We start from the raw sequence: 11,790 nt of genomic DNA, 5'->3' as shown, positions 1-11,790 counted from the left end.
CGCTCCGGCCAATCCGTGCGGACGGCGGCTTCGAACCCCCTGCACCCGGACGACATCCCGCCGTCCGCGCACGAAGGAGTGATCATGAGGACCCGCATCATCGCCAGCACCGCCGCCCTCGCCGCCCTCGCGACGCTGGGCGCGGCCGGGAGCGCCAGCGCCCAGCACGACGCCAACCCCTCCAGCAAGGTCGAGAGCTACACCTACACGCTCAACCCGGTGCAGGCGTCGACCGTCCCCGGCAGCCAGGCGTGGGGCACCACACGCATCACCGCCCTGCCCAACCACAAGGTCCAGGTGCAGGTGGAGGCCTGGGGCGTGGCTCCCGGGGTGCCCCACGCCATGCACCTGCACGGCTTCACGGAGGCGCCGGACCTGGGCTGCCCCGGGTCGGACGCCGACGGCGGCGACGGGCTCGTCGACGTGCTCGACGGGGTCCCCTTCTACGGCGGCATCCTGGCTTCACTCACCACCTCGGGTGACACGACGGCGGCCCACGCGCTGGACCTGCACCACTTCGCGACGGCGGACGCCAGCGGCTACCTCAGCTACTCGCGGACGTTCCGCAACGACCTCGCGTTGGCCAACGCGGGTCGGGCGCAGGTCGTCGTGCACGGCATCGACCTCAACGGCAACGGGGTCTACGACTTCGAGGCCGGGCCCTCGGAGCTGACCCCGGACGCCCCGCTCGAGGCGACGCTGCCGGTGCTGTGCGGAGGTGTCGCCAACTGACGGGCCAGCGGGGCGAGCACCGGCCAGGTGCGCCAGGCGGTCCACACGGCATACCCCAGCAGGAGACCGCCGACGACGTCGATGGAGTAGTGCCCGCGCGCGAGCAGCAGCACCGCAACCATCGTCGCGAGCATGACCCACTGGGCGCGGCGCACCCAGGCCGGCGCGCCGCCGGCGAGCAGGACCAGGAGCGTCATCGCGCCGACGTGGCCCGACGGGAACATGCCGAACTGCTGCGTGGTGAAGATGAACGGGCCCTCCCCCTGGGAGGGGGCCAGGGGCGTCAGCACCATGATCCCGGCGCGCAGGAGGTACATCAGCGCGAAGGCGCCCGCCGCGTGGGGCAGGCCCACGGCCAGCCCCACGCGGCGCCCCAGGTCCACCAGGAGCACCCCGAGGCCGCCCACCAGCGCGACCAGGGTGAGCCAGCGCGCCGGTCGGACGTAGGGCAGCACCTGGAAGAGCAGGTCCTCCGGGCGGGGCGCGTCGGCGAACCGGGTGCTGATCAGCTCGTTGGCGGCCAGGGTGGCCGCGAGCGCGACCAGCCCGAGCGCGAGGACGAGGCCCCACGCCCGGGCGAGCGACGGCTGCACCACCACGGGCGGCACGGACACCATGGCCCCATCGTCCACCCGCGGTGGCGCGGGACGCCGGACGGTCGGCTCAGGAGTCGCGGTCGACCGCGTTGGGGTGGCGGCTCAGCGCCTCCACCTGCGTGCTGATGAAGGCGAACATCGGCAGCCCCGACACGCACTCGTGCAGCTCCTCGTGGGAGTCGACGTCGAAGAGGCAGTAGTTGGCGAACTGCCCGGACACCCGCCAGATCGCCGCGATCTTGCCGGCGCGCTGCAGCCCCTGGGAGTAGTCCCGCTCGGCGGCGACCAGCTCCTCCCGCCGGACCGGGTCGAGGTCCGCGGGGAGGCTGACCTGCATCCTGACCATGAACAGCATTCGTGCTCCTCGCGCTCCGTCGAAGGTCGGTCAGCGCGTGGTGGGGGCGTCCGCCGACACGGGGTCCAGGACGAAGCCGTAGTCGACCGTCGCGCCGCCCCGGCCGTCCGCCTGCGGGTCGAGGATCAGCTCGGGCTTGACCGCCGAGGCGATGTCGTCGTCGTTGTGCTCGTCGCCGGGGAAGTAGAGCTGCGCGGTGAGCAGCTCGTGGCCGGGCGCCGAGACCTTGACGTGCAGGTGCGCCGGGCGCCAGGCGTGCCAGCCGGCGGCCGCGATGAGCTTGCCGCAGGCGCCATCGGTGGGGATCTGGTAGGGCGCGGGCTGCACGGTCCGGATGGAGAAGCGGCCCTGCTCGTCGGTGACGAAGGTGCCGCGGAGGTTCCACTCCGGGAGGCCGGGGGCGTACTGGCTGTAGAAGCCGTTGCTGTCGGCGTGCCACAGCTCGACCGTGGCGCCGGCGAGCGGGGTGCCGTCGGTCGAGGTGACCTGGCCGTTCCAGGTCAGGGGGGTCCCCGGCTCGTCCTCGCGCATCGGGATGGCGCCGTCAGGCGGCAGCTCCGGGGAGTTCGGGACGTAGTACGGGCCCTCGATCGAGCCCTTGGACCCGGAGCGGTGGGAGGTGTTGACGTCCTCCACGACGTGCTCGACCCACACGTCGAGGAACAGCGGCCACTCGCCGTCCTCGCCGATGGAGATGAGCCATGCCTTGAGCGCGTCGTACTCCTCGTAGGTCATCTGGTGCTTGCGGATGACCTCGTGGATCGCCTCCAGGGCGTCCCGGGCCATCGCGCTGACGCGCTCGGCGGGGACCTCGAGGGCGCCCTTCTGCTTGTTGCGGAACGCGGCGGTGGCGCCGGCCCCGGACTCTGCGGCCTTGGCGTCGAACTCGGTGCGGGTCTCGGTCATGATCTGCTCCTTCGCAGGTGGATGGTTTCTCGTGGGGTATGACGTGCAGGTCGCCTCAGGCGTCCTGGCGGTAACGGGCGAGCTTGTCCTCGTCCAGGCGCAGGCCCAGACCCGGACCGGCGGGGACCGCCAGCTCGCCGTCGCTGATGGTGAGCGGCTCGGCCAGCAGGTCGTCGCTCATGTCGAGGAAGTTGGACAGCTCCCCCGCGCGCCGGCTGGTCGCGCGGTGGGCGGCCCCGAAGACCACGCTGCACAGGGTGCCGACCTGGCCGTCGATCTGGTTGCCCATCACGACCTCCACGCCGAGGCCCTCGGCCAGGTGGAGGACGCGCTGGCTCTCGGAGAAGCCGGTGCGGGCGGTCTTGATGGAGATCGCGGTCGCCGAGCGGCCGAGGATCTCGCGGGTCACCTCGGCCGGGGTCGTCGCGCTCTCGTCGGCGACGAACGGCACCGGGCAGCGCTCGACCAGCCAGCGGCGGCCGAGCACGTCGTCGGCGGGGTTGAGCTCCTCGGCGAGGGTGAGGCCCAGGTCGGCCATCTCGGCCAGCGCCCTCGCGGAGTCGCTGGCGGTCCACCCGCGGTTGCCGTCGACGTAGAGCTCGACCGTGTCGCCGAACGCCTCGCGCAGGGCGCGGACCACGGCCACGTCGAGGGTGTAGGGCTGCTGACCCACCTTGACCTTGAAGGTCCGGACGCCGTGCTCCTCGATCATGCGCTGCGCCTCGGCGACCATGACCTCGGGCCGGTCGAAGCCGAGCATGTGCGAGACGCGCATGGACGCGGCATACCCTCCGAGGAGACGGTGCACGGGCTGGTCGAGGGCCTGGCCGATGACGTCCCAGACGGCCATGTCGAGGGCGGCCTTCGCGGTCGGGTTGCCGACCGTGCGCGACAGCCGCGCGCGGTGCTCCTCGCGGTCGAGGGCGCCGGTGCCGACGAGCGCCGGGGCGAAGAGCTGCTCGACGACGGCGACGATCGAGGCCTGCGTCTCGCCGTAGGTGTACGGACGCGGCGGCGCCTCCGCGTGCCCCACGAGCCCACCGGCGGTGCGCACGCGCACCAGCACGTGGTCGGCGGTGCGCACCTCCCCCGACGCGAAGTGCAGCGGCTTGCGGTAGGGGATGGCGAACGGGACCACCTCCACCTGCTCGATGGTCAGGTCGCTCACGCGGACGCCTCCTGCGGTGTCGTGGTCGGGGTATGCCGTGGGCCCGGTCGGTCCTGCGGCACGCGCGGCGCCAGCCCGGCCTCGTGCAGGGCCTCGAGCAGCCGGGTGACCACCGGGCGGCGGCGGCCGGCGGGCCAGGCCAGGGCGAGGTCGAGCTGCTGCCCGGTCGTGGTCGGGCGGAAGGTGACGCCCGAGAGGGTCAGCGCGCTCGCGGTCTCCGGCAGCAGCGACACCCCGCGGCCGGCGGCGACGAGGGCCACCGCGGTGGCGGTGGCCGTGACCTGGTGCGGGCGACGCGGGACGAAGCCGGCCTCGGCGCACGCCGCGAGCACGGCGCGCAGGACGACCGAGCCGCTGCGGTCGGCATACGTCACGAAGTCCTCGTCGGCGAGGTCGGCGACGTCGACCACGGTGTCCGGGCCGCCGGCGGCCAGCGGGTGGCTCTCCGGCAGCGCCACCACGAGGCGCTCGGGGCGCAGGACCACGTGGTCGACGTCCGGGGAGCCCACCGGCGAGCGCAGCACCCCGAGGTCGAGACGGTCCTCGACCAGGGCCTGCTCCTGCTGGGGCGTGAGCATCTCGGTCTCGACGTGCAGCCGGACGTCGGGGATCGCGGCGGCCGCGACCCGCGCGAGGTCGGGCAGGTAGCCGTAGGTGGCGGCGCCGGTCACCCCGAGCCGGAGCACGCCGGAGCGGCCCTCGGCGATGTTGCGCGCGGCCTCGCCGGCGAGACCGACCTGGTCCAGGACGGCGCGGGCGCGGGCGGCGTACTCCTCGCCGGCGGCGGTGAGCGCGACGCTGCGCGTGGAACGCGTGAGCAGCTCGGTGCCCACCTCGCGCTCGAGCTGGCGGACCGTGCGGGAGACGGCCGGCTGGGCAAGGTGGAGCTGCTCGGCGGCCCGCCCGAAGTGGAGGGTGTCGGCGACCGCGAGGAAGCACCGCAGGTGCCGTGTCTCGATGCTCATCGCCGCGCTCCGTCCTCGGGACCGTCGTAGTCCGCCGTGTCTGATCGACGGTAGACATCAATCGCAGGGCTGCGCAAGAACAAGTTGAGGACGATTGATTCTTCTAGGGCATGAGTGCACGTGAGCTGCGCGGCGGGTGCTCGACCGTGCCGGCCGCCGGGGAGGGCGGCGCGGACACTGCCAGACTGACCCGCATGCTGACCCTGACGACCCACTGGCTCACCCCCACGGACCCGAAGCCTGCGCCGGGCTCGGCCCCAGCGAGGGATCTGGTGGTGGTGGGCCCCTCGCTCGGCACCGGTGTGGTCGCGCTCTGGCAGGAGTGCGCGCGCGAGCTGGCCGGGCTGATCGACGTCGACGTCCTGGCGTGGGACCTCCCGGGCCACGGGGACGGGGCCCCCGCTCGTGAGCCGTTCACCCTCCAGGACCTGGCCGGCGCGGTCGTCGCCGCGGTGGCTCTCGCGGCGCCCGGTGTCGCGCCCGGCTCGTGGACGCACGCGGGCGTCAGCGTCGGCGGTGCGACCGGGCTCCATCTCGCGCTGGCCGGCGCCGTGCGCGCGAGCGCCGTGGTGTGCTCGGGCCCCCAGCTCGGCTCGCCCGAGGGCTGGGCCGAGCGGGCCGAGCAGGTGCGGGAGCACGGCACGGCGTCGATGGTCGACGGCTCCCGCGAGCGGTGGTTCGCCCCCGGCTTCCTCGAGCGCGGGCCGCACGTCGCAGCCCGGCTGCTGGACACGCTGCGCGCGGCCGACGACGAGTCCTACGCGCTGGTGTGCGGGGCGCTCGGCCAGCACGACGTCCGCGACCGCCTGGGTCAGATCACGGTGCCCGTCCTCGCGCTCGGGGGCGCGGCCGACCCGGTCGCCCCGCCGCAGGTGCAGGAGGACCTGGCTGCCGCCGTCCCCGGGGCTGAGGCGGTCGTGCTCCCGGGGGTGGGGCACCTCGCCCCCGCCGAGGCGCCGGTCGCCACCGCGGAGGCGCTGGCGAGGTGGCTGCTCGAGCTGTAGCCCCACCGACGGCAACCCCACCGGCGCCAGCCCCACCGGCCGTAGTCCCACCGGGGCATCCCCACCGGCGGCATCCCCACCGGCGGCAGCCTCACCCGCGGCAGCCCCACCGGCGGCATCCCACCGGCGGCAGCCCCACCGGCGGCAGCCCCACCGGCGGCAGCCCCACCGGCGGCACCTCACCCGCGGTAGTCCCACCCGTCGCCGGTGCTTCTGCAGCGAGGCCGACAAGCCCAGCCGCACCCCTAGCTCAAAGCACACACTTCCGTCAAGGATTCGTTGGTCACATCCAACGAATCCTTCCCCGAAGTGTGGGCCATGAGCGAACCACCGGGGCGGGCGGGCGGGCGAACCAGCGGGCGGGCGGGCGGGCGCGCTCACTCAGCCCTGGGTCGGCGCTCCCGTGGGGTCGCCGTCCCACCGGATGAACAGCTGGGTCTGCATCGTGGCGGACAGCTCCTTGCCGTCACCGCGGGTCGTGGTGACCTGGGCGACCACCGTGGTGCGCCCGGCGTGCAGCGGCACCGCCACCGCAGTCACGACGTCACCGACCCGGGCGAAGCGGAAGAAGTTGGTCTTGGCCTCGAGGGTGACGTTGGTGGACCCCGGCGGGCAGTTGGCGAAGGCCAGCGATCCGGCGACCTGGTCGACGAGCGACATCAGCGCGCCCCCGTGCAGGACCCCGTTGCGGTTGGCGTGCTGCTCGAGCACCGGCATCCGGTAGACGGCGCGCTGCGGATCCAGGGAGACCTGCTCGATCCCGAGGTGCCGGGAGAAGTTGGACCAGGACACGTGGTTGCCGGACTCCATGGGGCACATGATGGACCACGCCTATTCGGGCAGTGGGGTCGTGTAGCGGGGCTCCCGTCGACCGCCGCCGAAGCCGAGCGGCTCCGCCGGCGGGCGCGCGATGAGGTCCTTGCGGAAGCCCCGGCGCGCCAGCAGGGTGAGCAGCCCGGCGGTGAGGAAGCAGGCCGCGGCGGCATACCAGGTCGTCCGGAAGCCGACCGTCGAGATGACCAGGCCCAGGCTGACCGGGCCCAGCGCCCCGCCGACGAAGGCGCCCGCCTGGACCACCGAGGACGCCTCGGTGGGGGCGTCGCGCCCGACCCGCGCGACGGCATACAGCATCAGGCCCGGCCAGGACCAGCCGAGGGCGAAGCCGAGGTAACCGAACACCACGACCGCCCACGGCGAGGGCAGCGCGCCGATCAGCGCGAGGCAGCCGGCGCCGATGAGGATCATCGTCGCGACCACCGACAGGTTGCCGCCGTAGCGCCGGTCGGCCTGGAAGCCGGTCGCGACGCGCACGAGGACCGAGGTGCCCGAACCCGCCGCCATGAGCAGCCCGGCCTGCCCGATCGTCAGGCCCACGTCGTGCGCCCAGCTCGCGAGGTAGGCACCGAGGAAGTTGGCGGCGGAGCTGGCGAAGGCGATCGCCACGCCGCACAGCAGCAGCGGTCCCCAGGGCGCGTGGTCCCGTGGCGCCGAGGTATGCCGTGCGCCGTCACCGCGGCGCGCGGCGGTCACGGGGTGCTCGGCCGCCCGGGCCGCCCGGCGCCCCCGCAGAGCACCGGCCACCAGAGGGGCCAGGCCGGCGAGGGCGACGAGGACGCCGATGGTCCCGGTCACCAGGAAGGTGCTGCGCCATCCGAAGACGGCCGTCGTCGTCGGGACCGCGAGGCCGCCGAGCATGATCGCCGCGGGCACGGCGCTCTGCTTGAGCCCGAAGCCCAGCCCGCGCCGGTCGGGCGGGAGCACGGTCGCCACGGTGCGGTTGGAGACGCCCTGGCACACGGCGTTCGCCGCGCCCAGGACGGCCATGGCGCCCACGAGCACCGGCCAGCCGTGCACGAACCAGACGACCCCGAGCCCGCCGACGGCGACGAGCGAGCCGCCGACCAGCAGACCGCCAGGACCGCTCCACCGGGCGATGAGGGAGCCGAGGAGGATCGTCACGGCCGCGGCGACCGCGAAGAAGACGCTCACCGCGAGCCCGAGCCCCGCGGCCCCGAAGTCCAGCTCGCGCATCATGAGCACGGCCTGCGAGCCGAGCAGGAACGGCGGGATGGCGCCGAGGGTCGTCAGCGCGCTGGCGCCGAGCATCAGCCGGCCGCTGCTCACCCCGGAGGCCGCACCTCCCCGGCCGCTCACGCCTGATCCTGTCTGGTCACGCAGACACCTTATCGACACACCATTGACGAAATGTTGTGCCATTTGCGATGCTGTTCCCCGGACCCAACGAAGGGAGGGCGCATGGTGCCGCCGACCGTCCGGGCCGAGCAGCCCGGCTACCGACGTCTGGCGTCGGCGCTGCGCGAGCAGATCCGCGCGCAGACGTGGGACGAGGACGAGCCCCTCCCCACCGACGGCGAGCTGGAGAAGGAGCACCGGGTGAGCCGGCAGACCGTCCGGCGTGCCTACCTCGAGCTGGTCAACGAGGGGCTGGTCTACCGCGTCCCGGGCCGGGGCACCTTCGTCACGCCCTCGCGGCTGCGCTACCACCGTCCCTTCGAGACCGTCGACGACCTGCTCTCCCTCTCCGAGGACACCGAGCTGGAGGTCGTCGAGGCGCTGGCCGGCACCTACGACGACCGAGCCGCGGCTCAGCTGCAGCTGACGACCCGGCTGATGTACGGCATGCGCTTCGTGCGCCGCCACCAGGGCGTCGTCTTCTGCGCCACCGACGTCTACCTGCCGCTGGCGGTCGGCCAGGTCCTCGAGGACGAGGCGACCTTCCTCGAGCCCGGCCTGAAGACCACCCGCACCGTGATCGGCGCCCTCGCCGACCACGGCATCCAGATCAGCGGCGCTGAGCAGTCGATGACCGCCCGCGCCGCCGACGAGCTGACAGCCCCTCGGCTGGGCTGTTCGGTCGGCCACCCCCTCCTGCACGTCGAGCGGCTCTACGTCGACGCCAGTGGCCGACCCGTCGAGTGGGCGGTCTCCGACTTCCTGCCCGAGCACTACACGCACCGGCTCCGTCTGGGCCGCCGGAGCATGCCGTCGCCGTCCCTGACGGCGGCACCCCACCCCCCGAAAGGAACACCCGAATGAGCAACCGCAACTCCCTGCGCACGCTGGCGGCCCTGGTCGCCGTCGCCTCCCTCACGCTGGCCGGCTGCGGCGGCGCCCGCGGCGGCGACTCGGCCGGCGGGTCCGCCGACGGCGAGGAGACGTTCACGCTGAAGTTCTCCCACGTCACCACGGACACCACCCCCAAGGGCGCGGCGGCCCTCTGGTTCGAGGAGGAGCTGGAGAAGCGCACCGACGGTCGCATCGACGTCGAGGTCTACTCCAACTCCTCGCTCTACGGCGACAAGGACGAGATGCAGGCCATCCAGCAGAACTCCGTCCAGATGCTGGCCCCCGCCTCCGCGAAGTTCACCACGGTCGCGCCGGCGCTGCAGGTCCTTGACCTGCCGTTCCTCTTCGACGGCCCGGAGGACATCCCCACCGTCGCCGCCCCGGACACCGAGGTGGGCAAGGCGATCTTCGCCAACCCCGACCTCGAGGCCAAGAAGATGAAGGTCCTGGGCCTGTGGGACTCCGGGATGAAGCAGATCCACTCCAACAACCTCACCGAGAAGCCCGAGGACATGAAGGGCAAGAAGTACCGGATCCAGCCCTCCGACGTCCTGAAGTCGCAGATCGAGGCCTGGGGCGGCCACGCCGAGGCGATCGCCTTCGCCGAGGTCTACTCCGCACTCCAGCAGGGTGTCATCGACGGCGGCGAGAACACCTACTCCAACATCGAGTCGCAGAAGATGCACACGGTGCAGAGCAACATCGCCGAGTCCAACCACGGCTACATCGGCTACATCCTCGTGGTCAACACGGACTTCTTCGACAGCCTGCCTACCGACCTGCAGGACACGCTGGTGGAGGTCGCCGAGGAGGCCTCGACCTACAACCGTGACAACGTCACCTCGATCAACGACGCGTCCAAGAAGGCGATCGAGGAGGAGGGCTCGACCGAGATCAACGTCTGGACCGACGAGCAGCGTCAGGCCTTCAAGGACGTCGTCGTCCCCTCCCTCTACGAGGAGTACCGCGAGCTGATCGGCAGCGAGATCATCGACGAGCTGCTCGCCAACCAGGGCTGAGTCCTCCCCACCCGGCCGGGGCGGTCATCGCGCCGCCCCGGCCCCTGCCCAAGGAGAACGATGAAGCAACTCGATCGCGCGCTCACCACCGTCGAGAACGTGCTGGCCGCCGGCGCCCTCGGCCTGGCGGCCCTGATCTCGATCGTCAACATCATCATCCGCCAGTTCGGAGCCGCCTGGTTCTGGACGGAGGAGTCGGTGATCTACCTGATCATCTTCTCCACCTTCCTGGGCGCCGTCATCACGCTGCGGCACAACGAGCACGTCAGCGTCGACATCCTCGGCGTCTTCTTCAAGGAGCGCGGCAAGAAGTGGCTGGCGCTCGTGGCGGGGGTGGTCACCCTCGTCTACCTGGGGATCATGTCCTACCTGGGCTGGCTGCTGCTCCTCGAGCCATTCTCGCGCACCACGGTCACCCCGGTCCTCAAGCTGCCGCTGTGGGTGGTCGAGGCCGCGGTGCCCATCGGGATGACCCTGATGTTCCTGCGGGCCATCGAGATGCTCTACCGCACCGCCCGCTACGGCACGGTGGGCGAGAGCCCCGAGGAGGTGCTGGCCGCCGAGGCCGAGGCCACCGGCCTGACCTTCGAGGAGATCAAGGCCTCGCACGAGGCGATCGCCCGCGCCGACCGCGACCAGACCAGGGAGGACGGCCGATGAGCACCGAGGTGATCGCCCTCGTCGTGATCCTGGCACTGCTGCTGTTCACGTCCACGCCGATCGCGATGGCACTGGGCCTGACCTCCTTCGTCTACCTGTACTGGTTCACGACCATCCCGCTCACGCAGGTGGTCGAGCGGCTCTTCAACGCGCTGAACAGCTTCCCGCTGATGGCCATCCCCTTCTTCGTCCTGGCGGCCAACATCATGACGAGGGGTGGGATCAGCCGACGGCTGACCGACTTCGGCAACGCCCTCGTCGGGCAGTACCGCGGCGGCATGGCGATGACCGCCGTGCTGGCGTGCATGTTCTTCGCGGCGGTGTCGGGCTCCTCGCCGGCGACCGTGGTGGCGGTCGGCACGCTGCTGATCCCGGCGATGATCCGGGCCGGCTACCCCAAGCAGTTCTCCACCGGTCTCATCGCGACCTCGGGCTCGCTGGGCATCCTCATCCCGCCCTCGATCCCGCTGATCGTCTACGGCATCGCGACCGAGACCAGCATCGGCGACCTCTTCGTCGCGGGCATCCTGCCCGGCGTGATGGCCGGCCTCATGCTCCTCGGGATGGCGGTCTGGGTCTCGCGCCGCAACAACTACGGCTCCAGCGGCGGCGAGGAGCGGCCCAAGGGCTTCCGGCGCCGGGCGCTGCGGGACGCGGTCCTGGCGCTCATGCTGCCGGTCATCGTGCTGGGCGGCATCTACGGCGGCTTCTTCACCCCCACGGAGGCGGCGGCCGCGTCCGTGGCCTACAGCCTGCTGGTCTCGATGGTCATCTACCGCGAGCTGAAGATCAAGGACCTCGGCAAGGTGCTGCTCGGCTCGGCCAAGACCTCGGCGATGATCATGTTCATCATCGCCAACGGCATCCTGTTCACCTTCGTCCTGGCCGCCGAGCGGATCCCGCTGCAGGTGACCGAGGGCATCGCCGCGATGAACCTGCAGCCCTGGCAGTTCCTGCTCATCGTCAACCTGCTGCTGCTCATCGTGGGCTGCTTCATGGAGACGAGCAGCGCGCTGCTGATCCTGGCGCCGATCCTGCTGCCGGTCGCCCTCGACATGGGGGTCGACCCGGTGCACCTCGGCATCATCATGGTGATGAACCTCGAGATCGGCATGATCACGCCGCCGCTCGGGCTCAACCTGTTCGTCGCTTCCGGGCTGTCCGGGATGAGCGTGCTGCAGGTGGCCAAGGCCGCGCTGCCCAGCGCGGGCGTGCTGCTCACCGCGCTGCTGATCGTCACCTACATCCCGTTCATCGCCCTCTCCCTCGTCCCCTAGCGCGGGTATGCGGTGGTGCCG

13 protein-coding genes are annotated in these 11,790 nt (G+C 72.0%); 6 read left to right on the top strand and 7 right to left on the bottom strand.

Going from position 1 to position 11,790, the window contains the following annotated elements; all coding sequences use genetic code 11:
* The first annotated feature begins 84 nt into the window (after positions 1-84).
* On the top strand, positions 85-732 hold the full coding sequence (locus tag IEV65_RS01990) for a hypothetical protein (RefSeq protein WP_188427926.1): 648 nt from the start codon (positions 85-87) through the stop codon (positions 730-732).
* Here the strand turns inward: IEV65_RS01990 and IEV65_RS01985 are convergent.
* Genes IEV65_RS01985 through IEV65_RS01965 form a run of 5 tightly spaced genes read right to left on the bottom strand, consistent with a single transcriptional unit; the run spans position 642 to position 4,722 of the window.
* Complete coding sequence (locus IEV65_RS01985) at positions 642-1,349, bottom strand: phosphatase PAP2-related protein (RefSeq protein WP_188427925.1); 708 nt, start codon at positions 1,347-1,349, stop codon at positions 642-644. The genes IEV65_RS01990 and IEV65_RS01985 overlap by 91 nt on opposite strands.
* 46 nt (positions 1,350-1,395) lie before the next feature.
* Complete coding sequence (locus tag IEV65_RS01980; protein WP_188427924.1) at positions 1,396-1,683, bottom strand: muconolactone Delta-isomerase; 288 nt, start codon at positions 1,681-1,683, stop codon at positions 1,396-1,398.
* A 30-nt stretch (positions 1,684-1,713) separates the two neighbouring features.
* Positions 1,714-2,589 (bottom strand): catechol 1,2-dioxygenase, encoded by an 876-nt coding sequence (gene catA / locus IEV65_RS01975; RefSeq protein ID WP_188427923.1) that lies wholly within the window; start codon positions 2,587-2,589, stop codon positions 1,714-1,716.
* A gap of 55 nt (positions 2,590-2,644) precedes the next feature.
* On the bottom strand, positions 2,645-3,757 hold the full coding sequence (locus IEV65_RS01970; protein ID WP_308642545.1) for a mandelate racemase/muconate lactonizing enzyme family protein: 1,113 nt from the start codon (positions 3,755-3,757) through the stop codon (positions 2,645-2,647).
* Positions 3,754-4,722, bottom strand: coding sequence for a LysR family transcriptional regulator (locus IEV65_RS01965; RefSeq protein WP_229734795.1), 969 nt, complete (start codon positions 4,720-4,722; stop codon positions 3,754-3,756). The genes IEV65_RS01970 and IEV65_RS01965 overlap by 4 nt, the downstream gene beginning before the upstream one ends.
* A gap of 194 nt (positions 4,723-4,916) precedes the next feature.
* On the opposite strand from IEV65_RS01965, the gene IEV65_RS01960 reads away from it, so the two are divergent.
* On the top strand, positions 4,917-5,726 hold the full coding sequence (locus IEV65_RS01960) for an alpha/beta fold hydrolase (protein WP_188427922.1): 810 nt from the start codon (positions 4,917-4,919) through the stop codon (positions 5,724-5,726).
* A gap of 381 nt (positions 5,727-6,107) precedes the next feature.
* On the opposite strand, the gene IEV65_RS01955 is transcribed toward IEV65_RS01960, so the two are convergent.
* Together IEV65_RS01955 and IEV65_RS01950 are read right to left on the bottom strand one after the other, a co-directional pair.
* A complete protein-coding gene (locus IEV65_RS01955; RefSeq protein WP_229734794.1) occupies positions 6,108-6,536 on the bottom strand; it encodes a PaaI family thioesterase in 429 nt (142 codons plus the stop codon).
* A 21-nt stretch (positions 6,537-6,557) separates the two neighbouring features.
* Positions 6,558-7,880, bottom strand: a complete 1,323-nt coding sequence (locus IEV65_RS01950; RefSeq protein WP_188427920.1) for an MFS transporter — start codon at positions 7,878-7,880, stop codon at positions 6,558-6,560.
* A gap of 102 nt (positions 7,881-7,982) precedes the next feature.
* Here IEV65_RS01950 and IEV65_RS01945 point away from each other — a divergent pair, with 102 nt between their 5' ends.
* Genes IEV65_RS01945 through IEV65_RS01930 form a run of 4 tightly spaced genes read left to right on the top strand, consistent with a single transcriptional unit; the run spans position 7,983 to position 11,769 of the window.
* Entirely contained in the window at positions 7,983-8,783 is an 801-nt protein-coding gene (locus IEV65_RS01945) for a GntR family transcriptional regulator (protein ID WP_188427919.1), read from the top strand.
* On the top strand, positions 8,780-9,832 hold the full coding sequence (locus IEV65_RS01940; protein WP_188427918.1) for a DctP family TRAP transporter solute-binding subunit: 1,053 nt from the start codon (positions 8,780-8,782) through the stop codon (positions 9,830-9,832). Before IEV65_RS01945 ends, IEV65_RS01940 begins: the two co-directional genes overlap by 4 nt.
* Before the next feature lie 60 nt (positions 9,833-9,892).
* Entirely contained in the window at positions 9,893-10,492 is a 600-nt protein-coding gene (locus IEV65_RS01935; RefSeq protein ID WP_188427917.1) for a TRAP transporter small permease, read from the top strand.
* On the top strand, positions 10,489-11,769 hold the full coding sequence (locus IEV65_RS01930; protein WP_188427916.1) for a TRAP transporter large permease: 1,281 nt from the start codon (positions 10,489-10,491) through the stop codon (positions 11,767-11,769). Before IEV65_RS01935 ends, IEV65_RS01930 begins: the two co-directional genes overlap by 4 nt.
* Positions 11,770-11,790 lie beyond the last annotated feature (21 nt).

The organism is Ornithinimicrobium tianjinense (assembly GCF_014636495.1).
GTDB lineage: Bacteria > Actinomycetota > Actinomycetes > Actinomycetales > Dermatophilaceae > Ornithinicoccus > Ornithinicoccus tianjinensis.
The sequence above is the reverse complement of the archived record's forward strand: the minus strand, read 5'-3'. Positions and strand labels throughout refer to the sequence as shown.

Bases quoted from the DNA above. Each gene is read 5' to 3' on its own strand.
- IEV65_RS01990 (WP_188427926.1), top strand. From the start codon at position 85: ATGAGGACCCGCATCATCGCCAGCACCGCCGCCCTCGCCGCCCTCGCG.
- IEV65_RS01985 (WP_188427925.1), bottom strand. From the start codon at position 1,349: ATGGTGTCCGTGCCGCCCGTGGTGGTGCAGCCGTCGCTCGCCCGGGCG.
- IEV65_RS01980 (WP_188427924.1), bottom strand. From the start codon at position 1,683: ATGCTGTTCATGGTCAGGATGCAGGTCAGCCTCCCCGCGGACCTCGAC.
- catA (WP_188427923.1), bottom strand. From the start codon at position 2,589: ATGACCGAGACCCGCACCGAGTTCGACGCCAAGGCCGCAGAGTCCGGG.
- IEV65_RS01965 (WP_229734795.1), bottom strand. From the start codon at position 4,722: ATGAGCATCGAGACACGGCACCTGCGGTGCTTCCTCGCGGTCGCCGAC.
- IEV65_RS01960 (WP_188427922.1), top strand. From the start codon at position 4,917: ATGCTGACCCTGACGACCCACTGGCTCACCCCCACGGACCCGAAGCCT.
- IEV65_RS01955 (WP_229734794.1), bottom strand. From the start codon at position 6,536: ATGGAGTCCGGCAACCACGTGTCCTGGTCCAACTTCTCCCGGCACCTC.
- IEV65_RS01945 (WP_188427919.1), top strand. From the start codon at position 7,983: ATGGTGCCGCCGACCGTCCGGGCCGAGCAGCCCGGCTACCGACGTCTG.
- IEV65_RS01940 (WP_188427918.1), top strand. From the start codon at position 8,780: ATGAGCAACCGCAACTCCCTGCGCACGCTGGCGGCCCTGGTCGCCGTC.
- IEV65_RS01935 (WP_188427917.1), top strand. From the start codon at position 9,893: ATGAAGCAACTCGATCGCGCGCTCACCACCGTCGAGAACGTGCTGGCC.
- IEV65_RS01930 (WP_188427916.1), top strand. From the start codon at position 10,489: ATGAGCACCGAGGTGATCGCCCTCGTCGTGATCCTGGCACTGCTGCTG.